Genomic DNA, 26209 nt, shown 5'->3' with positions numbered 1-26209 from the left:
TGTTACTCCGCCGCTTCGATAAGGGGTGCCGGAGAAAAATCCTCCGGGAAATGATTCATCGCGCTCATCACCGGATAGGGCGTGAACCCGCCGAGCGCACAGAGCGAACCGAACTTCATCGTGTTGCAAAGATCAGCCAGCAGCGCCTTGTTCTTCTCCGGCTCGATACCCTGGGCAATCTTGTCGGCCGTCTCCACCCCGCGCGTCGAACCGATGCGGCAGGGCGTGCATTTGCCGCAGCTCTCGATGGCGCAGAACTCCATCGCGAACCGCGCCTGCTTCAGCATGTCGGCCGAATCGTCGAACACGGTGATGCCGGCATGGCCGATCAGCCCGTCGCGGGCCGCGAAGGCTTCGTAGTCGAACGGCGTATCGAACAGCGCGCGCGGGAAATAGGCGCCGAGGGGCCCGCCCACCTGCACCGCCTTTACCGGCCGGCCAGTCGCCGTACCGCCACCGATATGATCGACGATCTCGCCGAGCGACAGGCCGAAGGCCGTCTCGTAAAGTCCGCCATATTTGACATTGCCGGCGATCTGGATCGGGATCGTGCCGCGCGACCGGCCCATGCCGAAGTTTTTGTAGAACTCGGCACCGCGGTCCATGATGACCGGCACCGAAGCAAGCGAGATGACGTTGTTGACCACGGTCGGTCGGCCAAGAAAGCCCTGAAGCGCCGGCAGCGGCGGCTTGGCGCGCACGATACCGCGCTTGCCTTCCAGCGAATTCAGCAGCGAGGTTTCCTCGCCGCAGACATAGGCGCCGGCGCCGGAGCGGATCTCCATGTCGAAGGCATAAGCCGAGCCCATCACCGACGGGCCGAGAATGCCGGCCGCTCGGGCGATTTCCACGGCCTCAGTCATCGTCGCGATCGCATGCGGATATTCGGACCGCGTATAGACATAACCCTTGGTGGCGCCGGTCGCGATGCCGGCGATGATCATGCCTTCGATCAGCACGAAGGGATCGCCCTCCATGATCATCCGGTCGGCGAAGGTGGCGCTGTCCCCCTCATCCGCATTGCAGACGATGTATTTTTGGCTTGCCCCCGCATCCATCACCGTCTTCCACTTGATGCCGGTCGGGAAGCCGGCACCGCCGCGGCCGCGAAGGCCGCTATCGGTCACCTGGGCGACGATCTGCGCCTGCGTCATGGCGATCGCGTTTTCGAGACCCTTCAGGCCCTGATACTGGCGATAATCATCGAGCGACAGTGGATCTGTGACGCCGCAACGGGAAAAGGTCAGCCGCGTCTGCTGTCGCAGGAATGGGATGTCCTTGGTCGGCCCGAGATGCAAAGCATGCTGTCCACCCTCCAGGAAGCCCGCATCGAACAGGCCCTTGACGTCGCCGGCCTTCACCGGCCCATAGGCGATACGTTCATGCTCAGTGCGCACCTCGACCAGCGGCTCCAGCCAGAACATGCCGCGCGAGCCGTTGCGCACGATCTGGGCATCGAGCCCGCGGGCCTTAATCTCCTCGGCAATCGCTTTCGCCACCTTCTCGGCGCCCAACGCCAGCGCTGCGGCATCGCGCGGAACGAAAATCGTCACCGTCATCGGCGTGCCTCCGCAACGATTTCGGAAAGACAGAGTTCGTCGACGCGGCCAAAAACTTCGCCGTCGAGCATCGCGGCAGGCGCGCAGGCGCAGAGCCCGAGACAGTAGACCGCTTCGAGCGTCACCGCGCCATCGAGTGTCGTCTCGTGGAAGTCGATACCGAGAAGCTGCCGGGCGCGATCCGCGATGCGGTCGCTGCCCATCGACTGGCAGGCCTCGGCGCGACAGAGTTTCAGCACATGCCGGCCGGCCGGGTGGTCGCGGAATTCGTGATAGAAGGTGACGACGCCATGCACTTCGGCGCGCGACAGGTTGAGTTCGCTGGCAATGACCGGCTTCACCTCTTCCGGCACATAACCGAACTCCGCCTGGATCGCGTGCAGGATCGGCAGCATCGGGCCTTCCAGATGCTTCAGATCCCTGATGATCTGAAGCGACCGCTCGGTCAATTCACCGGCGGAAATTCGCACATTCATAGTCTGTAGCCTCCCGGGCTGATCCGCTTTCGTTTTCGGGCGTCGGCGCCACTACGACCGTAAGGGATCAGAAAGCTGGCGAAGTTGTCCGACAATCGTACTTCGCTTACTGGGAATGGAATGTTGCAACCAGGGCCGCAACCGTCAATAAAGGAGATCGGTTACGCGATAGAAAAAAGCTATCAAGCCATGGCGGCAGGAGTGAGGGTGCGAGCCTCGTGAAGCAGGGCCGAAACGAGCGGCGTAAAAGGCTCGCGATGGGTCGCGACAAGCCCAACGATATGCGTGGCTTCAGGCTCAACGATCGGGATAGTCCTGATTTCTTTTGCAAACCCGAATGATCGCGCCACGTTGCGCGGCATGATGCTCGCCCAGCGCCCGGTCCCCACATGCGAGAGAAGCACCACCATGGAGTTCGACTCGAGCATTGGCTTCACCGTCACCCCCGCTTCCGCGAGGTGCTGGTTGATGATTCGGCGGTTCTGCATGTCGGGCGTCAATAGACAGAGCCTAAGATCGGCCATCTCCTTCCAGGTCACGCTTTCCCGGTCGGCATAAGGCGCCCCTTCGGCCGTCACCAGATTGTAGCGCTCCGCATAAAGCGGCACGCTCGTCACACGCCCCAGCGGCTCGTTGTCGAGATAGGTGATGCCCGCGTCGATTTCGAAATTGTCGAGCTGCGAAAGCACCTGCAGGGAATTGCGCGAGACGACGGAAAAGGTGACCTCCGGGTGCTTGGCCTGGAAGGGCTCGGTCAATCTGGGGATCATCGCCAGCGCTGTCGGGATCGACGCCAGCCTTATATGACCGACAAGGCCCTTGCGGGCGGCGCGCATTTCCTCGCGCATCGTGCGCGCATCGCCGACGATGCGTTTGGCCCATTCCAATACGCGCTGGCCCTCCGGCGTCAGGCCCTGGTAGCGCGAGCCGCGCACCACGAGCTGCACGCCGAGGCTCTCCTCGAGCTGGCGGATCGCGGCCGAAAGCGAAGGTTGCGAAATACCGCATTCCTCCGCGGCGCGGCCGAAATGGCCTTCGCGCGCCAGGGCAATGAAGAATTCCAGCTTGTCGATCATCGCGTTCCTCCGCCGACAAGGGCTAACAAGATGACGCGGCACATACAAGCCGGCATCCGGTTACAACGATCGCTGCCGCTGGGAGCCGAACACAACCCAAACAAAAAGGCGACCCGGAGGCCGCCTCGATCTTTTGCAGAGAATTTTGAAGTATCAGGCCGGGACGACCACACCGTTGAGATGGGTCAATTCCGCCAGGAACTGCTCGAGCTTCGTCTTGTGCTCGTCGCTCTGGGCATGGTTGATTTCGCCCTGCGTCGTCTCGATCCGCTTCTGCAGCGTCGCGTGGGTCAGCTCGCTGGCCGGCACCGCGGATTCGGCAAGCAGCGTGCAGCCGGTCGGCAGGATGTCGGCGAAACCGCCGAAAACCACGTATTTGTTGACCTGGCCGGAGGCAAGCTTCACCGAAACCACACCCGGCTTGATGGTCGTCATCGTCGGCGCGTGATTGGCAAGCACCGTCATTTCGCCAAGCGTCGCCGGGATCACCACTTCGGTGACCTTTTCCGAGACGAGCAGGCGCTCGGGCGAAACCAGTTCAAAGTTGAAAGCCTCGGCCATGAAGGTTTATTTCCTCAGCGTGTTTATGCGGGAAAGGCGCGCCGGACATGGTCCCGCGCGCCATCTCGTTCAGGATCAGGCGGCTTCGGCCAGCTTCTTGGCCTTTTCCATGGCTTCTTCGATCGAGCCGACCATGTAGAAGGCAGCTTCCGGAAGATGGTCGTAGTCGCCGTTGACGAGGCCCTTGAAGCCCTTGATCGTGTCTTCGAGCGCGACGAGCTTGCCCGGCGAACCGGTGAAGACTTCGGCGACGAAGAACGGCTGGGACAGGAAGCGCTCGATCTTGCGGGCGCGGGCAACCGTCATCTTGTCGTCTTCGGACAGTTCGTCCATGCCGAGGATGGCGATGATGTCCTGGAGAGCCTTGTAGCGCTGCAGGGTCGACTGGACCTTGCGGGCGATTTCATAGTGCTCTTCGCCGACGACCAGCGGGTCGAGCATGCGCGAGGTGGAGTCGAGCGGGTCGACGGCCGGGTAGATGCCCTTTTCGGCGATCGAACGCGACAGAACCGTCGTTGCGTCCAAGTGGGCGAACGAGGTTGCCGGCGCCGGGTCGGTCAAGTCGTCGGCGGGAACGTAGATGGCCTGAACCGAGGTGATCGAGCCCTTGGTCGTGGTGGTGATGCGTTCCTGCATCTGGCCCATGTCGGTGGCGAGCGTCGGCTGATAACCCACGGCCGAAGGAATACGGCCGAGCAGAGCGGACACTTCCGAACCTGCCTGGGTGAAGCGGAAGATGTTGTCGACGAAGAACAGAACGTCCTGGCCCTTGTCGCGGAAGTCTTCAGCGATGGTCAGACCGGTCAGAGCGACGCGAGCGCGGGCGCCCGGCGGTTCGTTCATCTGGCCGTAGACGAGCGCCGCCTTGGAGCCTTCGCCGCCGCCATGCTTGTTGACGCCCGATTCGATCATTTCATGGTAAAGGTCGTTGCCTTCGCGAGTACGCTCACCGACGCCTGCGAACACGGAATAACCGCCGTGTGCCTTCGCGACGTTGTTGATGAGTTCCATGATGAGAACCGTCTTGCCGACGCCTGCACCGCCGAAGAGGCCGATCTTGCCGCCCTTTGCGTAAGGCGCAAGAAGGTCGACGACCTTGATGCCGGTGACCAGGATCTGGCCTTCGGTCGACTGTTCGACGTAGGAAGGCGCTTCCTGGTGGATGGCGCGCTTGCCGGAGGTGACCAGCGGACCGGCTTCGTCGACCGGTTCGCCGATGACGTTCATGATGCGGCCGAGCGTTTCCGGGCCGACCGGAACGGTGATCGGAGCGCCGGTATCGGTGACGTGCTGACCACGAACCAGACCTTCGGTCGAGTCCATCGCGATGGTGCGGACGGCGCTTTCGCCGAGGTGCTGCGCGACTTCGAGAACGAGGCGGTTGCCGTTGTTGTCGGTTTCAAGCGCGTTCAAAATCGCCGGCAGTTCGCCGTCGAAAGCGACGTCGACGACAGCGCCGATAACCTGGGTCACCTTGCCGAGGGACGTGCCCGTTGCGGTAGCCATGATTCTTACCCTCTTTCTTTACCTCAGAGCGCTTCCGCGCCCGAAATGATTTCGATGAGTTCCTTGGTGATCTGTGCCTGACGCTGACGGTTGTAGGAGAGCGTCAGCTTGTTGATCATGTCACCGGCATTGCGCGTCGCGTTGTCCATTGCGGACATCTGCGCGCCATAGAAGGAAGCGTTATTTTCGAGCAGGGCCCGGAAGATCTGGATCGCGACGTTCTTCGGCAGCAGGTCTTCGAGGATTTCCTCTTCGCTCGGCTCGTATTCGTAGAGCGCCGAGGAGGCAGTCGCCGGCTCGGTGGTCTCGAACTTGGCCGGGATGATCTGCGAAGCCGTCGCCACCTGCGAAATCACCGACTGGAAGCGTGCGTAAAACAGCGTCGCAATGTCGAACTGGCCGGCATTGTAGAGCGCGAGCACCTTGTGTGCCACCTCGTCCGCCTGAGCGAAACCGAGCTGCTTGACTTCGCGGAACGTCACGTAATCGACGATGTTTTCGCGGAACGTACGGCGCAGGATGTCGTTGCCCTTGCGGCCGACGGTGAGGATCTTCACCGTCTTGCCCTGGGCAAGCAGCTTCAATGCATGATCGCGGGCGAGACGGATGATCGAGGAATTGAAGCCCCCGGCCAAGCCGCGTTCGCCGGTCGCGACGATCAAGAGATGAACCTGATCCTTGCCCGTGCCCGAAAGCAAGAGCGGCGCTTCGGCGTTCCCGGCATTGGCTGCCGAAAGGCCGGCCAGCACCTTGGTCATACGTTCCGCGTAAGGACGGGCGGCCTCGGCCGCCTCCTGAGCACGGCGCAGCTTCGCCGCGGCGACCATTTTCATCGCCTTGGTGATCTTCTGCGTCGCCTTGACGGAGGCGATCCGGTTTTTCAGATCCTTAAGTGAAGGCATCCGTTATCGGTCCTCGAGATTGATCCGTTCTCAGGCGAAAGACTTGGCGTAGCTGTCGAGAGCGGCCTTCAGCTTCGCACGCGTGTCGTCGGAAAGCTGCTTCTCGGTACGGATCGTATCGAGGAGAGCCTTGCCTTCGGAGCGGAGGTACGAGAGGAAGCCCTGCTCGAACTTGCCGACATCGGCAACCGCGATCTTGTCGAGATAGCCGTTGACGCCCGCGAAGATCACCGCAACCTGCTCTTCCGTCTTCAGCGGCGAGAACTGCGGCTGCTTCAGGAGTTCCGTCAGGCGTGCACCACGGTTCAAGAGGCGCTGCGTCGAGGCGTCCAGGTCGGAACCGAACTGGGCGAAGGCGGCCATTTCGCGATACTGGGCGAGTTCGCCCTTGATCGAGCCGGCAACCTGCTTCATCGCCTTGATCTGCGCGGCCGAGCCGACGCGGGAAACCGACAGACCGACGTTAACGGCCGGACGGATGCCCTGGTAGAACAGGTCGGTTTCAAGGAAGATCTGGCCGTCGGTGATCGAGATCACGTTGGTCGGAATGAAGGCCGAAACGTCGTTACCCTGGGTTTCGATGACCGGCAGAGCCGTCAGCGAACCATTGCCGCGTTCGTCGGAGAGCTTTGCAGCGCGCTCCAGAAGGCGGGAATGCAGGTAGAAGACGTCGCCCGGGTAAGCTTCGCGGCCCGGCGGGCGGCGCAGCAGCAGCGACATCTGACGATAGGCGACAGCCTGCTTGGAAAGGTCGTCGTAACCGATCAGGGCGTGCTGGCCGTTGTCACGGAAGTATTCGCCCATGGCGCAGCCAGCGAACGGTGCGAGATACTGCATCGGAGCAGGATCGGAAGCGGTCGCGGCAACGATGATCGAGTACTGCAGGGCGCCGCGCTCTTCGAGAACCTTCACGAACTGGGCAACCGTCGAGCGCTTCTGGCCGATAGCGACGTAGACGCAGAACAGCTTTTCCGAGTCCGGGCCGTTGTCGTGAATGGCCTTCTGGTTGAGGATCGTGTCGAGAATGATCGCGGTCTTGCCGGTCTGGCGGTCACCGATGACCAGCTCGCGCTGGCCGCGGCCGACCGGGATGAGGGCGTCGATGGCCTTGAGGCCGGTCGACATCGGCTCATGAACCGACTTGCGCGGAATGATGCCCGGAGCCTTGACGTCGACGCGCGAACGGCGGGTCGCATTGATCGGGCCCTTGCCGTCGATCGGGTTGCCGAGCGCGTCGACGACGCGGCCGAGCAGTTCCGGACCAACCGGGACGTCAACGATGGCGCCGGTCCGCTTGACGGTGTCGCCTTCCTTGATCGCACGGTCGGAACCGAAGATGACGACGCCGACATTGTCGGCTTCGAGGTTCAGCGCCATACCACGGATGCCGCCCGGGAATTCGACCATTTCGCCGGCCTGGACGTTGTCCAGCCCGTAGACGCGGGCAATGCCGTCGCCGACGGACAGAACCTGTCCAACTTCGGAAACTTCAGCCTCCTGGCCGAAATTCTTGATCTGGTCTTTCAGAATTGCGGAAATTTCCGCGGCGCGGATATCCATCAGCCAACCTCTTTCAGTGCAAGCTTAAGGGTGGAAAGTTTGGTGCGAAGGGAAGTGTCGATCTGACGAGAACCAACCTTGACGACCAGGCCGCCGAGGATCGACGGGTCGATCGTCACGGTGATGGCTACGTCCTTGCCGGTTACGCCCTTCAGCGCCGACTTGAGTTCGTTTTCCTGCGCTGCGGAGAGCGCATGGGCCGAGGTGACCTCGGCAGTGATTTCACCGCGGTGTTCGGCGGCGATCTGGCGGAAGGCGCGGATCATGCCAGGCATCGCAAAAAGACGACGATTGCCGGCGACCACCTTCAGGAAATTGGCAACGAGACCGGAAATGCCAGCCCGCTCAGCAACTGCGATCACGGCCTTCTGCTGCTCCTCGGCGGAAAACACCGGGCTTGCGACCAGGCGTCGCAGGTCTTCACTCTCATCCAGCAGCGCCTGAAAACGATCAAGATCGGCACCGACCTTGTCGACCGAACCAGCCTCGAGAGACAGTTCGAAAAGCGAGGAAGCGTAACGCTCCGCTACACCGGAAATAAGCTGGGACGTGTCAGCCACGGGCACAGTTTCCCTGTATTGCCATCCAAGCGCCAGACCCTGCGGGAGAGGTGAAGCAAGAGCTTGAAATCGTTTGATTTTTTCTCAGAACCTGCAGAGCTCGCACCCTACCCTTTCCGACTTTCGCGGTCCGTCTAGCATAGGCTGTAAGGACTCGCAACACGCCTGATAACGGAAAAAGCCGGACACGCAAGGGCTGAGAGCGATTTTATACCGGAAGCGGAAGGATTTTCGGCACACTGAGGCTCATAGTCTCGAATTGAGGCGTCAGATATACCCGAAGACATAGGCGAGCGGCCCGCCGGCAAGCACAACCTGAAGTAAGGAAAATGCAATATTTCTAGGGGTGAAGCCGCGATCGAGCGCGCAGGACAGCAACCGCCCGAGAGCGGCAAATCCAAGCGCGATGCCGAGCGTCATATAGATCCAGTCCTGGGCCAGCATGATCGCCGCAAGACCGAACCCGAGATGGTGGGCACCGGTCGAGCGGACGGCCGCATACCCTTCCGGCCGTACCTCGCCGATCTGGAACGCGGTCAGGCGCAGAACGACGGCGGGAAACAGGAAGACGAAAAGGCCGAGCGCGGCAGTGGCCGCCGCACAGACAAAGGCCACCTGCTCGCCGAGTTCAGTGGGAAAATAGAGTTCCATGTCGCCTCGCATCGTTCGAATCGCCAGATTCTAGCGCAAGCGGTAAACAAGTCGCAAAGAAGCTACAGAAAACTCTGCGGGTCGATATCGAGCTGGATCTGCACCGAGCCGCGCTGTTTCGGGCCGTTTTCCAGCATCGCCCGCAAAAACGCCTGCATGTCGGAATTGCGCCGTCCGTGCACCAGCAGACGGAAACGGTGCCGGCCGCGCACCAGCGCCAGTGGCGCCTCCGCGGGACCGAGCACCGAAATGCCGGTAACCTTCGGTGCCGCCGCCCTGAGACCCCGGGCATGGGTTTCCGCATCCGCGCGCGTATCCGCCGAGACGATCAGCGAAGCGAGCCGGCCGAACGGCGGCAGGATCGCCTTTTCCCGTTCGGCAATCTCGCGCTCGTAGAAGGCCCCGGCATCGCCCGAGACGATCGCCTGCATCACCGGATGCTGCGGTTGGAAGGTCTGCAGCAGGCCATGGCTCTTGAGACCGGTTCGCCCGGCGCGACCCGTCACCTGGCTCAGAAGCTGGAAGGTGCGCTCCGCCGCGCGCGGATCGCCATTCGAAAGGCCGAGATCGGAATCGACGATACCGACCAGCGTCATCAGCGGAAAGTTATGGCCCTTGGCGACGAGCTGCGTGCCGATGACGATATCCGCCTCGCCCTTGGCGATCGCCTCCAGCTCGATCCGCATGCGCTTGACCCCGCCGAGCAGGTCCGACGACATCACGATCGTCCGCGCCTCCGGAAAATGTTTTTCGACTTCCTCGGCGATCCGCTCGACGCCCGGCCCGCAGGCGACGAGGTGGTCGAAGGTGCCGCATTCGGGACAGGCTTCCGGCGTGCGCTCCGAATAGCCACACTGATGGCACTGGATCTGGCTCTTGAACCGGTGCTCCACCAGCCAGCTCGAACATTGCGGGCACTGGAACCGGTGGCCACAGACGCGGCAGAGCGTCAGCGGCGCATAACCCCGGCGATTGAGGAAGAGCAGCGACTGCTCGCCCCGCTCAAGGGTTTTCTTCATGGCGCGCAAAAGCACCGGTGACAGGAAACCGCCGCGCTCCGGCGGGTGGCGCCGCATGTCGACGAGATGCAGGTCCGGCATCGCCGCGTCGCCGAACCGGGTCGGCAGGTGCACAGTGTTGTAGCGGCCGGCGAGGCCGTTGACCTGGCTTTCCACCGAGGGCGTCGCCGAGACCAGCACGATCGGAAAATCGCCGATCCGGGCCCGCACCACCGCCATGTCGCGCGCGTTGTAGAAGACCCGGTCCTCCTGCTTGTAGGCGGGGTCATGCTCCTCGTCGACGATGATCAGGCCGAGATCCTCGAAGGGCAGGAACAATGCCGACCGCGCGCCAGCCACCACCTTCACCTCCCCGGTCACCACGCCGCGCCAGACCTTTTCACGCATGCGGGGGGCAAGATCCGAATGCCATTCGCCGGGCTTGGCGCCGAACCGCTCCTGGAAGCGTTCGAGGAAGCTTGAGGTGAGCGCGATTTCCGGCAGCAGGATCAGCACCTGTTTACCGCGCCGCAGCGTTTCGGCGATGGCCTCGAAATAGACTTCCGTTTTGCCCGAACCCGTAACGCCGTCGATCAGCGAGGCGGAAAAGCCACCCGCCCGAATCGACTCCAGGATGTCCACGGACGCCTGTTTCTGCGGCCCCTCGATGCGGGGGCGGATATAGTCCGGGTCAGGCCGCGCCACGACCGGCGGCGGGGGCAGGAATACCGTTTCGAAAATCCCCTGTGCGGTCAGCCCGTCGACGACGCTCATCGAGACGCCGGCGGCATGCGCCAGCCCGCTGCGTGTCCACGGGATCTCCTCCTCACCGGCAAGATCGAGCACCCGGGCGCGCGCCGGTGTCAACCGCTCCGGCTGGCCGCCGAGATAGCGCAGACCCTCAACCATCGGCTCGGGATCGAGCGCGGCCGGCGCCCGGATCGCCATGCGCGCCACCAGGCCCGGCGGCGACAGCGTATAGCTCGCCACCCAGTCGACGAAATCGCGCATCTCCTTGGAGAGCGGCGGGCAATCGAAGACCAGCGTGAGCGGCCTCAGCTTCTTGGGGTCGAGCTTGTCGTCGTTGTCGCCGTCCCAGACGACGCCGATCAATTGCCGCGGGCCGACCGGCACCTGCACCACCGAACCCGGCTCCACATGAACGCCCTCCGGCACGGCATAGCTATAGGCAACAGGCACCGGCAGCGGCACCAGAACCGGTACCACCCTCACCAATGACGGCGCTTCAAACAGCGGACCGAAGAGATCGGACGAATCTATGCCCATGGGCGGCGACCATGCCCAAACCCGGAACAAAAGGGAACCCTAAACAGGACTACTCGTCGTCCTCCCCGTCGATGACGCCGGTCAGCCGCATCCCATCGATCCAGGTGGCGCCCTCCTTTCGGATCACCCGCCGAGGCCGCGTGCCGCAACGCTCCTGAACGGCTGCGGCGAGCAGTTCGGAATGGGTGACGATCCAGATCTGGCTGTGGCGCGCGGCCTGCGCGATCATGTCGGCGAGCGGCGCCAGCATGTCCGGATGCAGGCTCGCCTCCGGCTCGTTGAGCGCGATCAGCGGCGGCTGGCGATAGGACATCAGCGCCGCAGCGAGCCCCAGGAAGCGGATCTGCCCGTCGGAAAGCTCCCGCGGCTGAAACACCCGTTTGGGGAAATCGGGAAAGACCAGGCCGAATTCCGCATATTCACCCGGCTCGGGCACATGCAGTTTCCCCCCGCCAAGAGCTGCAGCAACGGCGCTGTCGAGCTCCACCGTGTCCCCGCGGGTATGCACGAGCGTCGCGAACACCGCCGCCATGTTGCCACCGTTCTGATCGAGCAGCGGCGAGGTAACCGCAAGGCAGGGCTGCCGCAGGGCGGAATCCCGATCCGTTCGAAAACCATGGAAGAACCGCCAGCCGTCGATCAGTCGTCGAAAAGCGCCGGCTTCCGGATAATGGCCGGCATCGCCGAGCAGCGCGATTGCCGTCTCTGAGGTCATCGCCTTTTCGGGATACTCCTCCATCCGACCGCTTGTCCCGCGCACCATGATCCCCGGCCCGGTGCGTTTCATCATCGTCACGGGCCGCGAACCGGTTTCAACGACAAGCTCCTCCTCCTTCACCTGCGGCTCGAAGGCAAAGCCCGCCGCGTCAACAGGCGGACGAAGCCCCGCCTCGACCCGGTAGCGGAACGTCACCGCCCGCTCTTCATCAAGAACCTCGACCTCGAGCTTGATACGGAAGTTCTTCTCCTGCCGGCGCTGACCGGACCAGAGCGCCGAGGCCATCCCGCCTTCGGCCGCGATCTCATAGGCCAGATTGCCGCGCACCGCCGCCTGCACCAGTTGCAGGGCGCGATAGAGATTGGATTTTCCGACGCCGTTCTCGCCGATGAACAGATTGACGCCGGCCAGATCCATGCGGATCGAGCGCAGCGAGCGGTAGTTGGCGGCAAACATCGAGCGAAGCAGCATGCCCTATTCCTAGCCGAAGAGCGGGATGAAAAAAATGCCGCTCAGGCGAGGCGCAGGGTGTGCGTATAGCTCTCACCGGTCAGCGGCTGAAATCCCATGGCCTGCCAGAAATGGCGGGCATCGTCGCTGCCGGCATGGACCGTCACGACCGTGGTGAAGGAGCGGGCATGTTCGATCAGCCGCTCGGCCAGACGCCGGCCGACTCCTTGGCCCCGGTATGGCTGCGATACGTAAAAACGGCGCATCCGCAGCCAGTCAGCCCGCGACGGTTCGAGCGTCATCCCTCCGACCGCGATCAACAGGTCCTGATCCTGGGCACCGAGCAGGCTTTCGCCGCGTCGTTCGAACCGATTGGTTCCCGAAGACCATTCCTCGGCAATCCGCAGGATATGATTGTAGCCTTCCTGCCTGGCGGCCTCGGCCAGCTGAACGATGTCATCGGTAAGCGGATCGCCGAGCGGCGCAATCACGACACCCATGTCCTCACGCCGCCGACGCCGTCTGCGCCTTCTCGGCGGGCTTGAAGGTCGCATCGCCATCCGCGGCAAGCTGGAACACCGTGTGCTGTTCCAGCGCCTTGGTGACCTCCGTCATATCGCCATCCAGCGCGCTCGGCGGGATCATCCGGCCGACGGTGAAATCGAAATGATCGCCCTTCTTGTTCAGCAGTTCGTAGAACACCGTCATGTCGCGCAGCTCCGTCGACCATTTGGCGAACCAGTAGAACAGGCCGGAATTGCGGGCCCGCATGTGGATCGGCAGGATCGGCAGATTGTATTTGCGCGCAAGGCTGACGGCGGAGGTCTTCCACGGCCGCTCGTTCAGCCGGCCATCCGCCCAATAGGCGATGCGCCCCGAAGGAAACAGCACCATCACCTTGCCGTCCTCGATCGTCTTGTTGGTGAGTACCAGCGTCTCGCGGGCCTTGAGTTTGGTCTTGTATTCCTCCCGCCATTCGACGGGGATGATCATCTCGGCAAACCGCGGATTGACGCGCACGGCATCGCGATTGGCGAAAACCATCATGTCCGGGCGGCGCGACTTCAGAAGGTCGAAGACGGCAACCCCGTCGGCAATCCCGGTCGGGTGATTGCTGACGAGAATGAAGCCGCCCTTTTCGGGAATGCGCTCGGCATTGGCGACCGTGACATCGAGCTTCAGAAGGTTGCTCATGTATTCGAAGCATTGGAAGCCGTTGAGGGTCGAGATGTCGTTGGCGAACTTGATCGCCTGGCCGTAACGCAGCAGCGTATAGAGAAACGGCCGCATCACCGGCCAAAGCGGGTTCTGGACGATCCGCTGGCCGCGTTCGGCAATCAATGTATCGACGATATGACCGGGTCTGCCTTGCGAGACGAGGGCGATTGTTTCCGCGAGCTGTCCAAAAGTGGTCGTAGAATCACGGCGCGCCATAGAAACTCCCGCAGACAGGACCTGCCGGATATCGCAGCCCCATATGATCGAACGATGACAACGTCAGCCAAGACTAAGGCAGGTTTAGGGATTTCGTAACGCCGTCCAGAGCAATCTGGGGCGCAACCACTCCAAATTCAACGGGTCAGATCTTGAACGAACTGCTGATCATCGCCGCACCCGATCTGACCGAGAAACGCCAGGAATGGCTTGAAAGCCTGGCGAGCGAACGCCGGCTTTCGGAGAACACGCTCGATGCCTATGAACGCGATACGCGCCAGTTTTTGACGTTTCTGACTACACATCTGGCAGGTCCGGCAAAAATTTCCGATATCCACACCCTGCGCCCCGCCGACCTGCGCGCCTTCCTGGCATCGCGCCGCCGCGATGGTTCCGGAGCCCGGTCGCTCGGCCGCCATCTTGCCGGGCTTCGTTCATTTCTTCGTTATCTCGAGCGCAAGGGTCTGGTGAATGCCGCAGCCGCCGGCGCCATCCGCGCCCCGAAGCAGCCGAAATCCCTGCCGAAGCCGCTCACCGACCGGCAGGCGCTCAATCTCGTCACGACAGGTGCTCAGCTTAAGGAAGAGCCGTGGATCGCCGCCCGCGATGCCGCCGTGCTGACCCTGCTCTATGGCTGTGGCCTGCGCATCTCCGAGGCGCTCGGCCTCCGGCCCGTCGACCTGACGCCGGGCGCCACGACACTGCGGATCACCGGCAAGGGCGGCAAGACCCGCCTCGTGCCACTGCTGCAGGTCGTGTTCGACGCGGTCGAGACCTACAGGAAGCTCTGCCCCTACCATCTGGAAGCCGAGAAGCCGCTTTTCCGAGGCGCCCGTGGCGGTCCGCTGCAGCCGGCGATCATCCAGCGGGAAATGCAGAAGCTCCGGAGCGCCTTCGGCCTGCCGGAAACCGCAACGCCGCATGCGCTGCGGCATTCCTTCGCCACCCATCTTCTCGCCGGCGGCGGCGACCTGCGCACCATCCAGGAACTGCTCGGTCATGCCAGCCTGTCGACAACCCAGGTCTATACCGGCGTCGATTCGTCAAGACTGCTGGAAGTCTACGACCGCGCCCACCCCCGCGCTTAGCCCCTTTGATCTGCGTGAACCAAGTTTTAACCAGTTGCGTTAAGCGCTTGTGCAGCCGGCATCGCTAACATGCCGACGACCCTTGCCGACGGATGACATGATGACTCCCGCCTTTGCCTCCTCCACCGGCGCTTTCATGAAGCGCGCCCAGGATTTCGTGCTGTGGCTGATCGCGGCAGCACATGTCGTGGCGCTTGCCTCCCTCCTCCTGATCCTCGGCTCATTGTCTCCGGCACACGCGGAAACGCCTGCCTGCAACGGCCGGAATCTTCTCGAAGAGATGAAGGCGGAAAAATCGCCGCTCTACGACCGGATCGTCACTGAAGCCGCCAAGGTGCCGAACGGCAAGGGCATTTTCTGGAAGATCGAGAAGGATGGAGTGGCGCCATCCTACCTGCTCGGCACCATGCATGTCTCCGATCCGCGGGTGCTGAAAATGCCGCTCGGCGCCGCCGAAGCCCATTCCAAGGCAAAGACGATCATCATCGAATCCGACGAGGTGATCGACGAAAAGAAGGCCATGGCCGCGATGCTGGCGAAGCCGGAACTGATGATGCTGACGGATGGCAGCACGATCGATTCGCTGTTGCCGAAGGAAGACGTCGCGCTGCTCGAAACCGGCCTGAAGGCACGCGGCGTTCCGCTCTCGGCGGTCTCGCGCATGCGGCCCTGGATGCTGATGGCGCTCGTCTCGGTGCCGGCCTGCGAGCTCGCCCGCAAGGCGCAGAACGTCGCCTTCCTCGACAAGAAGGTAGCCGAACAGGCCACCGCCGAGGGCAAGCCGGTCAAGGGGCTGGAAACGCTGGAAGAACAGGCCGCGGCGCTGAACGCCATCCCGATCGAACTGCATCTCAAATCACTGATCGAGACCATCAAGCTCGGCAAGCGCGTCGACGATGTCTTCGAGACGCTCACCGAAGTCTATCTTTCCGGCGATATCGGCCTTGCCATGCCGATGCTGAAGGCCGTGGCACCCGATGGCACCGAGGACGAGGCCGGTTACGGTGACTTCGAGAACCTGGTCGTCAGCAAGCGCAACCACGTCATGGCCGATAGGGCAGCCCCCATCCTTGGCCAGGGCGGCGCCTTCATGGCCGTCGGCGCCCTGCATCTGCCGGGCGACGAGGGCCTCATCGAACTCTTCCGGAAACAGGGTTTCAAGGTGACGGCGGTCAATTGACGCCGCCCGTTCTTCATCAACCACTCGTCATCCGCTTCAGCACATCGGTCTTCCAGTAGAAATGGTGCACCAGCGCGCCTGCGATATGGGCGACGATCAGCGCCCACATCAGCAGCTTCATCGGCCCTGCATGCGCGAAGGCAGCGGTCTTGTTTCCGAAATAATAGGCGCCGATCCCTGCAAACGGCATCACGAAGAATAGCGCGTAAAATGCCCAATGACCGATCTTTGCCACCACCCGCAGGAACGGCGGCTCTTGCTCCGGCTCCGGCGGCACGCCTTGGAAGAACCGCAGACAGAGCCGGACGACAGCGAGCACAAGCACGGCGATCCCCACATAGGCGTGGATGTTCGCAGCACTGACCTGTTCCGGCGTCGGCGTCTGGCCGCCGAAGAAAACCCGCCCATAGGTCTCCATCGCGTCGGAGAAGATCAGGTTGAAGAGGATCAGAAGCGCCATGATCCAATGCAGGATACGCTGTGGCATGGAGAAGGATGAAACCATTTTCTTGACCTTTTTTCAGAAGGTTAGAACGATGGAAGGCAGTCTAAGGCCATTCGCATGATGCTCAAGCGAAAGTGGCGGGCCTGTCCAAGATTTAATCCTGGAATTGATGTTTCGCAAAACAGGCCGTTGTTACCGGGTTTCAGAGCCTGCAAGCCGTCTCCCCACGTTCGAAAGCATCGCCGAAACGATCAAGTTGTGAAACGGTGTGATGACGGCAATGTAAATCCTGCCGAACAGGATCTTGCGCCGCACCAGTGTGGTGACGCCGACCGTTTTGCCTTTCGGACTGTCATCGACATCGACGACGATGCGGAAATCGAGATGATGATCATCGAACCCGAGCACGGCCTGGTGTGCCGACTGGGAAAGGACCGGAAAGAGGCCGATCATCTCCACCGTGTTCGGCGAATGGTATCCCGACGACTTGAGGCCGAAAGGCGCGACCGCCGCGTTTCTGATCGCCATCAGGACCCGCACCCAACGCGGGAAATGTCCGAGGGCAAGCCTGGCAGCCTCGATTGCCGTCAGTTCCCTTGCCGGCACGACGATTTCATAGCGATCCGCCCAATCTGCCAGGGGCAGTGCCGGGTCCGGCAGGCGGGGCGCTGTTTTGGTAGGCGTCATAGACATTTGCATCATGAGTGCCATCGCGATCCTGGATCGTGCCTCACATTAACATGCAACTGCCGCCATCGGTAAACTCGATAAGCGCTGCGGCAATATGGCCGGCGGCTGAATGCGCCTTTCCATAAACGGCAAAGGCCGCCGGATCACAGGATCCGACGGCCTTTGGGTCTCAACTCATTCTTACATATGGATCGGCTTGAAGAACGTCGCGAGTGCGGCTTCCTTGACGGCTTCCGACATGGTCGGGTGGGCATGGCAGGTGCGGCCGAGGTCTTCCGAGGAACCGCCGAATTCCATCAGCACGGCGATCTCGTGGATCATTTCGCCGGCGCCGAAGCCGACGATATGGCCGCCGAGAACCCGGTCGGTGTCCTTGTCGGCCAGGAACTTCACGAAACCATCCGTCGCCAGCATGGCGCGGGCGCGGCCGTTGGCCGTGAACGGGAACTTGCCGACCTTGTAGGCGATGCCCGCAGCCTTCAGCTCTTCCTCGGTCTTGCCGACGGAGGCGACTTCCGGCTGGGTATAGACGACGCTCGGGATGACGTCGTAGTTCACATGGCCGTGCTGGCCGGCGAGAATTTCCGCCATCGCCACACCTTCGTCTTCCGCCTTGTGGGCAAGCATCGGCCCCTTGACCACGTCGCCGATCGCATAGATGCCCTCGACATTGGTCTTGAAGTGGCCATCGATCTCGACGCGACCGCGGTTGTCGAGCTTAACGCCCGCTTCCTCCAGGCCGAGGCCTGCCGTGTAGGGCTTGCGGCCGGTGGAGATCAGCACGACGTCGGCTTCCAGCGTCTGGGCATCACCGCCCTTGACCGGCTCGTAGGTGACCTTGGCGCCTGTGGCTGTCTTTTCGACGCCGGTGACCTTGGCATCCGTGCGGATGTCCATGCCCTGCTTGGCCATCATCCGTTGGAACTGCTTGGAGACTTCGCCGTCCATGCCGCCGAGCAGCTTGTCCAGATATTCGATCACGGTGACCTTGGCGCCGAGGCGCGACCAGACCGAGCCGAGCTCCATGCCGATGACGCCGCCGCCGACCACGATCAGGTGCTGCGGCACCTTTTCGAGCGCGATGCCGCCGGTCGACGAAATGATCACCTTCTCGTCGATCTCGACATTGACGCCAGGAATGCCGGCAACGTCGGAGCCGGTGGCGATGACGATGTTCTTGGTTTCCAGTTCCTGGACCTTGCCGTCGTCGCCGGTCACCGAAACCTTGCCGGCCGAGACGATCTTGCCGGTGCCGATGAAGCCGTCGATCTTGTTCTTCTTGAACAGGAACGAGACGCCGTCGACATTCGACTTAACGGTCGCGTCTTTGTGGGCCATCATCTTTTCAAGATTGAGCTTCGGAGCAGAAACCTCGACGCCGAGCGCATCCATGCCGTGAGCGGCGTGGGCGAACATTTCGGAGGCGTGCAGCAGCGCCTTGGAGGGGATGCAGCCGATGTTGAGGCATGTCCCGCCATAGGTGGCGCGCTTTTCCACGACCGCGACCTTGAGGCCGAGCTGGGCGGCCTTCACCGCGCAGACGTAACCGCCGGGGCCGCTTCCGATGACGACGACATCATATGCCATAGTTCTTTTTCCTTCTCTTCATCTCTTAGCGCCCGCCGCTCACGTCGAGTATGGCGCCGGTTACGTAGGAAGCCGCTGGCGACAGAAAATAGAGGACGGCATCCGCCACCTCTTCCGCCCTGCCCGGCCGTTGCATGGGAACGCTGGGCGCCATGTCGCGCGCCCGGTCCGGCAGGCCGCCGGACGCATGGATATCCGTATCGATAATGCCGGGGCGGATCGCATTGACGCGCACGCCTTCGGTCGCGACTTCGCGTGCCAGGCCGATGGTCAGCGTGTCGATCGCCGCCTTCGAAGCTGCGTAATCGACATATTGGCCCGGAGAGCCCAGCTTGGCCGCCATCGATGAGATATTGACGATGGCGCCGCCCTTGCCGCCGTGTTTCGTCGACATGCGGCGTACCGCTTCCCCGGCACACAGGATCGAACCCGTGACGTTGATCCGCATCATCCGCTCGATGCGTTCGGCGCTCATCTCGTCGATGCGCTGCGGCATGTCGACGATCCCGGCATTGTTGACCAGCCCGTCCAGCCGCCCGAAATGCCGGCCGACCGCCTGAAACATCGCGGCGATCTCGGTCGCATTGCCGACATTCGCCTGGACCGCAATCGCCTCACCGCCGGCTGCCTCGATTTCGGCGACCACCTTGTCGGCGGCCTCATGATTGGATGCATAGTTCACCGCCACGCGCCAGCCACGGCTGGCGGCCATCAGCGAGATCGCCGCACCGATGCCGCGGCTGCCGCCGGTCACCAGAAGAACAGGATTTTCGCTCATGCCTTGCATTCCTTGAACTCGTACAGGTCCCAGGGAACCTGTTTCAGACCGCTCTTGCCCCACAGCGTCGAATGTCGGATCGACGGGCCGAAGCCCGGCATCAGGATCGCGTCCGGTGCCGGGGTATTCGCCGCGCCCAATATGTCGATATGACCGGTCGCCACATCAAGGGCATAGGGCACGCCGGTCCAGACGGTGCAGGCCCGAAGTTCGGCGCCGGTCGCGTCGCCTTGCGGGCAGTTGTTCGTCACCATGCCGCCCGGCCGTTTAGATTCTTCGTCGTACATCACGTTGCCGTCGAGCTTCAGCTTGCCCCCGGTGATCGTGAAGAGATGGCTGACCACGGCGGCATCCGAACCGACCGGCTTGAAGGCAAGCACCGTTCCGGCAGTAGCCTCGACGAACACGGCCTTCTCGATCGCGCATCGCTCCGCAGCCGCAGCCACGCCCGGCACCAGGCACAATATCGAAAGCCATATCTTGAAGGATGCGGTCATGGCGTCACCGGAACAGCGCGATGGTCATGGCAAGAAGCCCGATCAGGCTCACCGTCCAGACGAGAGACCGGATATAGGGAACGCCTCCAAGATAGAGCGGGATATAGACGACCCGCGAAACAAGCCAGATCCAGCCGCCGATCAGCCCCCAACCGGATGCGTCGTCGCCGGCAAAGGCGACGCCGAGCAGAAGTCCGACGAAAGCCGGATAAGTTTCCTGGAAATTCTTCGAGGCGCGTGCGGCACGACCGGCGAACTTGCCCTTCGGCTCCACTCCCTCGTCCCGCGGGCCGGCATTCCAGTCCCGGCCGAGCTCACGGGTCGAAAGCATGCCCTGCAGCAGGACATGGAAGACCAGCAGGACAACGCTCAAGGCCAGCAGCGTCATGTATGGCGTTGCGGTAACCCCGAGCGTTTCCATAGGTTCGTTCCCGTCTTAGAGATCGAGAACCAGGCGTTCCGGATCTTCGAGGCTTTCCTTGACGCGCACGAGGAAGGTCACGGCTTCCTTGCCGTCCACCATGCGGTGATCATAGGAGAGTGCCAGATACATCATCGGACGGATGACGATCTGGCCGCCGATCACCACCGGACGGTCCTGGATCTTGTGCATGCCGAGAATGCCGGACTGCGGCGCGTTGAGGATCGGCGAGGACATCAGCGAACCGTAGACGCCGCCGTTCGAGATGGTGAACGTGCCGCCCTGCATGTCGGCCATCGAGAGCGCGCCGTCACGGGCGAGCTTGCCGAGGCGGCCGATATCCTTCTCGATCTCGGCGATCGACATCTGGTCGGCATTGCGCACGACCGGAACGACCAGGCCCTTGTCGGTGCCGACGGCGACGCCGACATGGCAGTAGTTCTTGTAGATGATGTCGGTGCCGTCGATCTCGGCGTTGACAGCCGGCAGTTCCTTCAGCGCGTGGGTGACGGCCTTGGTGAAGAAGCCCATGAAGCCGAGCTTGACGCCATGCTTCTTCTCGAACACGTCCTTGTAGCGGTTGCGCAGGTCCATGACCGCCTTCATGTCCACCTCGTTATAGGTGGTCAGCATGGCGGCGGTGTTCTGTGCATCCTTGAGACGGCGGGCGATCGTCTGGCGCAGACGCGTCATCTTTACGCGCTCTTCGCGGGATGCGTCGTCAGCCGAGGAAACCGGACGCGGTGCCGCCGGAACAGCAGGCGCGGCGGCCGGAGCGGAAATGCCCTTGGCGACCGCAGCGATCACATCGCCCTTCAGAACCTGGCCACGCTTGCCCGAACCATCGATATCGGCAGTCGAGATGTTGTTGTCCGCAGCGATCTTGGCGGCAGCCGGAGCAGCCGGCATCGAGGTCGCGGCAGCAGAAGCGCTGGCGGCAGCGGCGACCGGTGCCGCAGCAGCCGGTTCGGCAGCCTTGGCCGGTGCGGCTTCCGCAGGCTTTGCAGCCGGAGCGGCGGCAGCAGTACCGGCAGCACCTGCAGCGATCTGGCCGAGCAGGGCGCCGAGGCCGACGGTCTCGCCGTTGGCGGCAACGATCTCGGTCAGAACGCCGGCAGCCGGCGACGGAACCTCGACGGTCACCTTGTCCGTTTCGAGCTCGAGAAGCGGCTCGTCGGCCTTGACCGTATCGCCGACCTTCTTGAACCAGGTGCCGACGGTCGCCTCGCTGACGGATTCTCCGAGGGTTGGGACGCGGATTTCAGTGGCCATTGTGTGAGTTCCTGAATGGTTGTTTTCGTTTAGACGGCGGCCGCGGCACCCGCCGCAGACGTCCGAAGAATGATGGATGGCATGGGAGACGTTTCGAAGCGGAAGCCGAGAGCTGCCTTGATCACCGGGTCGTCGTCGCCGAGCGCCTGGGCGGCGGCCGCATCCGCGGCCTCCACCACCGCGATGCCAAAAGCCCCGCCTTCTGCGAAGACGGGACCGACAGCGATCGCGACGCCGGTTTCCGCAAGGCCCCGCCAATAGGCGCCGTGGGCCTGCATCGCCGTCATCTCGTCCGGCGTTGCATCATGCGGAAAGCTCGGCCGCGGCGACACGAGCTTCAGGTGAAAATAGGCCATCCGCCCTACCCCTAGCCGCCCAGCGCGTCTTCGAGGAAGGCTTCCAGCTGTGCGAGATGCTTCGACATCTGGCCCGTTGCAGGCGAAGCCGCTGCCGGCCGGCCCGTGTAACGAACGCGCTGATACTTGGCATCGATATGCGCCAGAACCCATTCCAGATACGGATCGATGAACGACCAGGCACCCATGTTCTTCGGCTCTTCCTGGCACCAGACCATTTCCGCGTTGCGGAAGCGGGAAAGCTCGTTGATCAGAGCCTTGGCCGGGAACGGATAGAGCTGTTCGATGCGCAGCAGGTAGATGTCGTCGATGCCGCGCTTTTCGCGCTCTTCGAGCAGGTCGTAATAGACCTTGCCGGTGCAGAGCACGACGCGACGGATCTTGGCATCCTTCTGCAGCTTGATCGGACCGTCCTTGATGACTTCCGCATCGTCCCAGAGGAGACGATGGAAGGAAGACTCGCCGGCCATTTCGGCAAGCGTCGAGGTGGCCCGCTTGTGGCGCAGCAGGGACTTCGGCGTCATCAAAAGCAGCGGCTTGCGGAAATCACGCTTCGTCTGCCGGCGCAGGATGTGGAAATAGTTCGCCGGCGTCGTGACGTTGGCGACCTGCATGTTGTCTTCGGCGCACATCTGCAGCCAGCGTTCCAGACGGGCCGAGGAGTGTTCCGGACCCTGACCTTCATAGCCATGCGGCAGAAGGCAGACGAGGCCGGACATGCGCAGCCACTTGCGTTCGCCCGACGAGATGAACTGGTCGAACACCACCTGCGCACCGTTGGCGAAGTCGCCGAACTGGGCTTCCCAGAGGGTCAGCGCATTCGGGCGGGCAAGCGAATACCCGTATTCGAAGCCGAGAACCGCCTCTTCCGAAAGCATCGAGTTGATGACTTCGTAACGGGCCTGGGTCGGCGACAGGTTGGCGAGCGGGATGTAGCGTTCTTCGGTGTCCTGATCGTAGAGAACCGAGTGGCGTTGGCTGAACGTGCCGCGTTCGCAATCCTGGCCGGACAAGCGGATTTTGGTGCCTTCAACGGCAAGCGAGCCGAATGCCAGCGCTTCCGCCATGGCCCAGTCGATGCCCTCGCCGGTCTCGACCATCTGGGCGCGGTTTTCCATGAACCGCTTGATGGTGCGGTGCGCGTTGAAGCCATCCGGAATGGTCGACAGCTTGCGGCCGATCTCCCGCAGTTCCTTCATCGGCATGGCGGTCTTGCCGCGGCGCTGTTCGTCGGCATTGTCAGCCGAGCGCAGGCCCGACCACTGGCCGTCAAGCCAGTCGGCCTTGTTCGGCTTGTAGCTCTGGCCGGCCTCGAACTCGGTTTCGAGATTGGCGCGCCAGTCGGCCTTCATCTTCTCGAATTCGCCGTCGGTGACAAGGCCTTCGGCGATCAGGCGGTCGGCATAGATCTGCGCGACCGTCTTGTGGGCGCGGATGACCTTGTACATCTTCGGCTGGGTGAACGCCGGCTCGTCGCCTTCGTTATGGCCGAAGCGGCGGTAGCAGAACATGTCGATGACCACCGGCTTGTGGAACTTCATCCGGTATTCGGTCGCGATCTTGGCAGCGTAAACGACCGCTTCCGGATCGTCGCCGTTGACGTGGAAGATCGGCGCCTCGATCATCTTGGCGACGTCGGACGGATAGGGCGACGAACGCGAGAAGGCCGGGTTGGTGGTGAAGCCGATCTGGTTGTTGACGATGACGTGCATCGTGCCGGCGACGCGGTGGCCGCGCAGGCCTGAAAGGCCGAGGATTTCGGCAACGACACCCTGGCCCGCAAACGCCGCATCGCCGTGCAGCAGCAGCGGCAGGACCTTGGAGCGTTCCTTCAGCGGAATGATGTCGCCGTCCCAGGCCTTGGCGAGCATGTCCTGCTTGGCGCGGGCCTTGCCCATGACGACCGGGTTGACGATTTCGAGATGCGACGGGTTGGCCGTCAGCGACATGTGAACCTTGTTGCCGTCGAATTCACGGTCCGACGATGCGCCGAGATGGTACTTCACGTCGCCCGAGCCTTCGACTTCGTCGGGCTTGAACGAACCGCCCTTGAACTCGTGGAAGACGGCGCGGTGCGGCTTGTGCATCACGTTGGTCAGCACGTTCAGGCGGCCGCGATGCGGCATGCCGAGAACGACTTCTTCAAGGCCTTCCTGGCCGCCGCGCTTGATGATCTGTTCGAGCGCCGGGATCAGCGATTCACCGCCGTCGAGGCCGAAGCGCTTGGTGCCCTTGAACCGGACGTCGAGGAATTGTTCGTAACCTTCCGCTTCGACCAGCTTGGAAAGGATTGCCTTCTTGCCTTCCGGCGTGAATTCGACGCCCTTGCCGGGGCCTTCGATGCGCTCCTGGATCCAGGACTTTTCTTCCGGATTGGAGATGTGCATGAATTCGACGCCGAGCGTCGAGCAATAGGTCCGCTCGAGGATCTCGATCATTTCGCGCAGCGTCGCGTGTTCGAGGCCGAGCACGTTGTCGATGAAGATCTTGCGGTCGTAATCGGCTTCCGTAAAGCCGTAGGCCGTCGGAGAAAGCTCGTTATAGTCCTCGACCGCGCTGGCAATGCCGAGCGGGTCCAGCTTGGCGTGCAGGTGGCCGCGCATGCGGTAGGCGCGGATCATCATGATGGCGCGGACGCTATCGCGCGTCGCCTGCAGCACATCGGTTTCGCTGACCGGCTTGCCGGTCGCGGCAGCAGTTGCTTCCGCCTTCGCCTTGACCTTGGTTTCGATCGCCTTTTCGACGAGCGGCCAGTTGCCATCGAGTGCCGAGACCAGTTCGCCATTGGCCGTGATCGGCCAGTTCTTGCGCTGCCAGGAGGCTCCCTTGGCCGCCGCCTTCACATCGTCCGGATTGTCGGCGAGCGCCTTGAAAAAGGCCTGCCATTCCGGCGCGACGGATGTCGGGTCGTCCTCGTACCGGGCATGAAGCTGCTCGATATAGGCCGCATTCTGTCCGTCGAGGAAAGAGGTGATGAGGAACTGCTCGTTGGCTTCTTGCCGTGCCATGGTTATCTGCGGGCGCCGCGCCCGCCTCCTGACGTAATCGGAACCGGAAAATACTTCCGGCCTCCGCATTTTCTTGGTCTTCGTCTTGGTACCGAACCGCGCTTGGCGGTCACACGCCACCAAAGTGGTGAGACGCGAAACATGGACAGGCGAAACAATGGGACGCTTCGCCTGTCCGAAGCTTGTCGGATCAATCGCCACCTATCTATCGGCGGCGAGTGTCCTTTATGTGGCGTCAGCCCTTCAGGACTTCAACCAAGGTCTTGCCGAGACGGGCCGGAGAAGGCGACACTCTGATGCCTGCCGATTCCATCGCCGCGATCTTCGATTCCGCGTCGCCCTTGCCGCCGGAAACCACTGCACCGGCATGGCCCATGGTGCGGCCCTTCGGTGCGGTACGGCCCGCGATGAAGCCGGCCATCGGCTTGCTGCGGCCCTTCTTGGCTTCGTCCTTCAGGAACTGCGCCGCGTCTTCTTCAGCCGAGCCGCCGATTTCGCCGATCATGATGATCGAGGTCGTGGCGTCGTCAGCGAGGAACATTTCCAGGACGTCGATGAACTCGGTGCCCTTGACCGGGTCGCCGCCGATGCCGACGGCGGTGGTCTGGCCGAGGCCTTCGTTCGAGGTCTGGAACACGGCTTCGTAGGTCAGCGTGCCCGAGCGGGAAACGATGCCGACCGAACCCTTGCGGAAGATCGAGCCCGGCATGATGCCGATCTTGCATTCTTCCGGCGTCAGGATGCCCGGGCAGTTGGGGCCGAGCAGTCGCGACTTGGAGCGGTCGAGGCGAGCCTTGACGCGCACCATGTCCATGACCGGAATGCCTTCGGTGATGCAGGTGATGAACGGGACTTCGGCTTCGATCGCCTCGATGATCGCGTCTGCCGCACCTGCCGGCGGAACGTAGATCACAGTCGCGTCGGCGCCGGTCCGTTCCTTGGCTTCGGCGACCGAGGTGAAGATCGGCAGCGACGTACCGTCGACGCCGGACGACCACGATTCGCCGCCCTTCTTGGGATGAACGCCACCCACCATCTTGGTGCCGTAGTAGGCAAGCGCCTGCTCCGTATGAAAGGTGCCGGTCTTCCCGGTCAGGCCCTGGACGATGACCTTGGTGTCTTTATTGACGAGAATAGACATTGCTTCCG

The 26209-nt window shown here is 62.5% G+C and carries 25 protein-coding genes; 2 read left to right on the top strand and 23 right to left on the bottom strand.

What is annotated here, in order from left to right:
* Nucleotides 1-2 precede the first annotated feature (2 nt).
* The 13 genes from PMI07_RS17635 to PMI07_RS17575 form a co-directional block, all read right to left on the bottom strand.
* Entirely contained in the window at nt 3-1559 is a 1557-nt protein-coding gene (locus PMI07_RS17635; protein ID WP_007769342.1) for an NADH-quinone oxidoreductase subunit NuoF, read from the bottom strand.
* Nucleotides 1556-2035 carry a formate dehydrogenase subunit gamma gene (locus PMI07_RS17630; RefSeq protein WP_007769337.1) on the bottom strand — a complete coding sequence of 160 codons (480 nt, stop codon included), beginning with the start codon at nt 2033-2035 and terminating at the stop codon, nt 1556-1558. The genes PMI07_RS17635 and PMI07_RS17630 overlap by 4 nt, the downstream gene beginning before the upstream one ends.
* A gap of 182 nt (nt 2036-2217) precedes the next feature.
* Entirely contained in the window at nt 2218-3111 is an 894-nt protein-coding gene (locus tag PMI07_RS17625) for a LysR family transcriptional regulator (RefSeq protein ID WP_007769334.1), read from the bottom strand.
* A gap of 153 nt (nt 3112-3264) precedes the next feature.
* A complete protein-coding gene (locus PMI07_RS17620) occupies nt 3265-3672 on the bottom strand; it encodes a F0F1 ATP synthase subunit epsilon (RefSeq protein ID WP_007769330.1) in 408 nt (135 codons plus the stop codon).
* 75 nt (nt 3673-3747) lie between these two features.
* Entirely contained in the window at nt 3748-5178 is a 1431-nt protein-coding gene (gene atpD / locus PMI07_RS17615) for a F0F1 ATP synthase subunit beta (RefSeq protein WP_007769327.1), read from the bottom strand.
* Nucleotides 5179-5201: 23 nt separating this feature from the next.
* A complete protein-coding gene (locus PMI07_RS17610; RefSeq protein WP_007769324.1) occupies nt 5202-6080 on the bottom strand; it encodes a F0F1 ATP synthase subunit gamma in 879 nt (292 codons plus the stop codon).
* A gap of 30 nt (nt 6081-6110) precedes the next feature.
* Entirely contained in the window at nt 6111-7640 is a 1530-nt protein-coding gene (gene atpA, locus PMI07_RS17605) for a F0F1 ATP synthase subunit alpha (protein WP_007769311.1), read from the bottom strand.
* Nucleotides 7640-8206 carry a F0F1 ATP synthase subunit delta gene (locus tag PMI07_RS17600; RefSeq protein WP_155956559.1) on the bottom strand — a complete coding sequence of 189 codons (567 nt, stop codon included), beginning with the start codon at nt 8204-8206 and terminating at the stop codon, nt 7640-7642. Before PMI07_RS17600 ends, atpA begins: the two co-directional genes overlap by 1 nt.
* 261 nt (nt 8207-8467) lie before the next feature.
* A complete protein-coding gene (locus PMI07_RS17595) occupies nt 8468-8851 on the bottom strand; it encodes a hypothetical protein (RefSeq protein WP_007769305.1) in 384 nt (127 codons plus the stop codon).
* 62 nt (nt 8852-8913) lie between these two features.
* Nucleotides 8914-11136 (bottom strand): primosomal protein N', encoded by a 2223-nt coding sequence (locus tag PMI07_RS17590; RefSeq protein WP_024163889.1) that lies wholly within the window; start codon nt 11134-11136, stop codon nt 8914-8916.
* A 49-nt stretch (nt 11137-11185) separates the two neighbouring features.
* Nucleotides 11186-12325, bottom strand: a complete 1140-nt coding sequence (locus PMI07_RS17585; RefSeq protein ID WP_007754445.1) for an AAA family ATPase — start codon at nt 12323-12325, stop codon at nt 11186-11188.
* A gap of 41 nt (nt 12326-12366) precedes the next feature.
* On the bottom strand, nt 12367-12804 hold the full coding sequence (locus tag PMI07_RS17580; RefSeq protein WP_007754443.1) for a GNAT family N-acetyltransferase: 438 nt from the start codon (nt 12802-12804) through the stop codon (nt 12367-12369).
* A gap of 4 nt (nt 12805-12808) precedes the next feature.
* On the bottom strand, nt 12809-13738 hold the full coding sequence (locus tag PMI07_RS17575; protein ID WP_007754441.1) for a 1-acyl-sn-glycerol-3-phosphate acyltransferase: 930 nt from the start codon (nt 13736-13738) through the stop codon (nt 12809-12811).
* A gap of 152 nt (nt 13739-13890) precedes the next feature.
* Between PMI07_RS17575 and PMI07_RS17570 the strand changes: the two genes are divergently transcribed.
* Nucleotides 13891-14826 carry a tyrosine recombinase XerC gene (locus PMI07_RS17570; protein ID WP_007754439.1) on the top strand — a complete coding sequence of 312 codons (936 nt, stop codon included), beginning with the start codon at nt 13891-13893 and terminating at the stop codon, nt 14824-14826.
* Nucleotides 14827-14926: 100 nt separating this feature from the next.
* Nucleotides 14927-16006 (top strand): TraB/GumN family protein, encoded by a 1080-nt coding sequence (locus PMI07_RS17565; protein WP_007754438.1) that lies wholly within the window; start codon nt 14927-14929, stop codon nt 16004-16006.
* A 16-nt stretch (nt 16007-16022) separates the two neighbouring features.
* Here PMI07_RS17565 and PMI07_RS17560 read toward each other — a convergent pair whose 3' ends face one another.
* From PMI07_RS17560 to sucD, 10 genes are all read right to left on the bottom strand, one after another.
* Nucleotides 16023-16511 carry a cytochrome b/b6 domain-containing protein gene (locus PMI07_RS17560; protein ID WP_007754437.1) on the bottom strand — a complete coding sequence of 163 codons (489 nt, stop codon included), beginning with the start codon at nt 16509-16511 and terminating at the stop codon, nt 16023-16025.
* A 132-nt stretch (nt 16512-16643) separates the two neighbouring features.
* Nucleotides 16644-17138, bottom strand: coding sequence for a DUF2867 domain-containing protein (locus PMI07_RS17555; RefSeq protein ID WP_037087434.1), 495 nt, complete (start codon nt 17136-17138; stop codon nt 16644-16646).
* A 183-nt stretch (nt 17139-17321) separates the two neighbouring features.
* Entirely contained in the window at nt 17322-18728 is a 1407-nt protein-coding gene (lpdA, locus tag PMI07_RS17550) for a dihydrolipoyl dehydrogenase (protein ID WP_007754435.1), read from the bottom strand.
* Nucleotides 18729-18753: 25 nt separating this feature from the next.
* Nucleotides 18754-19506: an SDR family oxidoreductase gene (locus PMI07_RS17545; protein ID WP_024163888.1), complete on the bottom strand. Its 753-nt coding sequence runs from the start codon at nt 19504-19506 to the stop codon at nt 18754-18756.
* Nucleotides 19503-20003, bottom strand: a complete 501-nt coding sequence (locus tag PMI07_RS17540; protein ID WP_007772586.1) for a hypothetical protein — start codon at nt 20001-20003, stop codon at nt 19503-19505. The genes PMI07_RS17545 and PMI07_RS17540 overlap by 4 nt, the downstream gene beginning before the upstream one ends.
* Nucleotides 20004-20007: 4 nt before the next feature.
* On the bottom strand, nt 20008-20424 hold the full coding sequence (locus tag PMI07_RS17535; RefSeq protein ID WP_007772588.1) for an MAPEG family protein: 417 nt from the start codon (nt 20422-20424) through the stop codon (nt 20008-20010).
* 15 nt (nt 20425-20439) lie between these two features.
* Entirely contained in the window at nt 20440-21696 is a 1257-nt protein-coding gene (odhB, locus tag PMI07_RS17530) for a 2-oxoglutarate dehydrogenase complex dihydrolipoyllysine-residue succinyltransferase (protein WP_024163887.1), read from the bottom strand.
* Between the two features lie 29 nt (nt 21697-21725).
* Entirely contained in the window at nt 21726-22052 is a 327-nt protein-coding gene (locus PMI07_RS17525; protein WP_007770249.1) for a YciI family protein, read from the bottom strand.
* An 11-nt stretch (nt 22053-22063) separates the two neighbouring features.
* Nucleotides 22064-25060 carry a 2-oxoglutarate dehydrogenase E1 component gene (locus PMI07_RS17520; RefSeq protein WP_007770247.1) on the bottom strand — a complete coding sequence of 999 codons (2997 nt, stop codon included), beginning with the start codon at nt 25058-25060 and terminating at the stop codon, nt 22064-22066.
* Nucleotides 25061-25295: 235 nt separating this feature from the next.
* Nucleotides 25296-26201 carry a succinate--CoA ligase subunit alpha gene (gene sucD / locus PMI07_RS17515; RefSeq protein WP_007770245.1) on the bottom strand — a complete coding sequence of 302 codons (906 nt, stop codon included), beginning with the start codon at nt 26199-26201 and terminating at the stop codon, nt 25296-25298.
* Between the last annotated feature and the right edge of the window lie 8 nt (nt 26202-26209).

The sequence above is a fragment of the Rhizobium sp. CF080 genome, assembly GCF_000282095.2.
GTDB lineage: Bacteria > Pseudomonadota > Alphaproteobacteria > Rhizobiales > Rhizobiaceae > Neorhizobium.
This window is presented reverse-complemented; position numbering and strand designations above follow the sequence as displayed.

Excerpts from the sequence above, each read along its gene's own strand:
- PMI07_RS17635 (WP_007769342.1), bottom strand. The coding sequence starts at position 1,559 with ATGACGGTGACGATTTTCGTTCCGCGCGATGCCGCAGCGCTGGCGTTG.
- PMI07_RS17555 (WP_037087434.1), bottom strand. The coding sequence starts at position 17,138 with ATGACGCCTACCAAAACAGCGCCCCGCCTGCCGGACCCGGCACTGCCC.
- PMI07_RS17585 (WP_007754445.1), bottom strand. The coding sequence starts at position 12,325 with ATGCTGCTTCGCTCGATGTTTGCCGCCAACTACCGCTCGCTGCGCTCG.
- PMI07_RS17535 (WP_007772588.1), bottom strand. The coding sequence starts at position 20,424 with ATGGAAACGCTCGGGGTTACCGCAACGCCATACATGACGCTGCTGGCC.
- odhB (WP_024163887.1), bottom strand. The coding sequence starts at position 21,696 with ATGGCCACTGAAATCCGCGTCCCAACCCTCGGAGAATCCGTCAGCGAG.
- PMI07_RS17540 (WP_007772586.1), bottom strand. The coding sequence starts at position 20,003 with ATGACCGCATCCTTCAAGATATGGCTTTCGATATTGTGCCTGGTGCCG.
- PMI07_RS17545 (WP_024163888.1), bottom strand. The coding sequence starts at position 19,506 with ATGAGCGAAAATCCTGTTCTTCTGGTGACCGGCGGCAGCCGCGGCATC.
- lpdA (WP_007754435.1), bottom strand. The coding sequence starts at position 18,728 with ATGGCATATGATGTCGTCGTCATCGGAAGCGGCCCCGGCGGTTACGTC.
- PMI07_RS17560 (WP_007754437.1), bottom strand. The coding sequence starts at position 16,511 with ATGGTTTCATCCTTCTCCATGCCACAGCGTATCCTGCATTGGATCATG.
- PMI07_RS17565 (WP_007754438.1), top strand. The coding sequence starts at position 14,927 with ATGACTCCCGCCTTTGCCTCCTCCACCGGCGCTTTCATGAAGCGCGCC.
- atpD (WP_007769327.1), bottom strand. The coding sequence starts at position 5,178 with ATGGCTACCGCAACGGGCACGTCCCTCGGCAAGGTGACCCAGGTTATC.
- PMI07_RS17630 (WP_007769337.1), bottom strand. The coding sequence starts at position 2,035 with ATGAATGTGCGAATTTCCGCCGGTGAATTGACCGAGCGGTCGCTTCAG.
- PMI07_RS17580 (WP_007754443.1), bottom strand. The coding sequence starts at position 12,804 with ATGGGTGTCGTGATTGCGCCGCTCGGCGATCCGCTTACCGATGACATC.
- PMI07_RS17620 (WP_007769330.1), bottom strand. The coding sequence starts at position 3,672 with ATGGCCGAGGCTTTCAACTTTGAACTGGTTTCGCCCGAGCGCCTGCTC.
- PMI07_RS17575 (WP_007754441.1), bottom strand. The coding sequence starts at position 13,738 with ATGGCGCGCCGTGATTCTACGACCACTTTTGGACAGCTCGCGGAAACA.
- PMI07_RS17520 (WP_007770247.1), bottom strand. The coding sequence starts at position 25,060 with ATGGCACGGCAAGAAGCCAACGAGCAGTTCCTCATCACCTCTTTCCTC.
- PMI07_RS17590 (WP_024163889.1), bottom strand. The coding sequence starts at position 11,136 with ATGGGCATAGATTCGTCCGATCTCTTCGGTCCGCTGTTTGAAGCGCCG.
- PMI07_RS17625 (WP_007769334.1), bottom strand. The coding sequence starts at position 3,111 with ATGATCGACAAGCTGGAATTCTTCATTGCCCTGGCGCGCGAAGGCCAT.
- PMI07_RS17595 (WP_007769305.1), bottom strand. The coding sequence starts at position 8,851 with ATGGAACTCTATTTTCCCACTGAACTCGGCGAGCAGGTGGCCTTTGTC.
- PMI07_RS17610 (WP_007769324.1), bottom strand. The coding sequence starts at position 6,080 with ATGCCTTCACTTAAGGATCTGAAAAACCGGATCGCCTCCGTCAAGGCG.
- sucD (WP_007770245.1), bottom strand. The coding sequence starts at position 26,201 with ATGTCTATTCTCGTCAATAAAGACACCAAGGTCATCGTCCAGGGCCTG.
- PMI07_RS17525 (WP_007770249.1), bottom strand. The coding sequence starts at position 22,052 with ATGGCCTATTTTCACCTGAAGCTCGTGTCGCCGCGGCCGAGCTTTCCG.
- atpA (WP_007769311.1), bottom strand. The coding sequence starts at position 7,640 with ATGGATATCCGCGCCGCGGAAATTTCCGCAATTCTGAAAGACCAGATC.